Annotated in this window: 1 pseudogene; it reads right to left on the bottom strand. The window is 67.0% G+C overall.

The features are described 5' to 3' along the window. A pseudogene (locus EII26_RS12940) lies at nt 1–467 on the bottom strand (TonB-dependent receptor plug domain-containing protein); the annotation flags it as partial.

Here is a 467-nt window from a genome sequence, read left to right as displayed (position 1 = left end):
CTCATCCGCCAGGCCAGCGCCGCCCCCCAGGAGAACTCCGTTCGGCCGTCGGCGGCGTTCCAGCGCACCACCGGCGTCAGCCAGAGGCCGTCGCCCCTGCCCAGGCCGATGGTGTCCTGAATTTGTGCATTCCAGCTGTAGCGGTTGTGCCGACGGAACCCGCGCATCTTCTTCACGATGTCCCCGTCCGTGTTCAAAGTCTCGTCATAGTAGTTCCAGAGAAACTCCAGCAGGTGGCGCTTCCCCAGGGGCAGCGCTCCGTCCAGGGCAAAACTCAGGCGGTCCGTATCGTAGCGGTTGTGCTGCTCGCCCCACCCCCCGATGGTGTCCGCGGGGTCGTCGTACTTCTTCCTCTGCTCCAGGTACTCCGCCCGGAATCCCCACTCCAGGTCGCCCCAGCTCTGGCGCCGGGCCAGGACCACGTTCCACTGGTCGATGCGGAAGTCCGCGCCCCGCGGGCTCTCCGG

It is taken from the genome of Fretibacterium sp. OH1220_COT-178, assembly GCF_003860125.1.
Taxonomy (GTDB): Bacteria; Synergistota; Synergistia; order Synergistales; family Aminobacteriaceae; genus CAJPSE01.
This window is presented reverse-complemented; position numbering and strand designations above follow the sequence as displayed.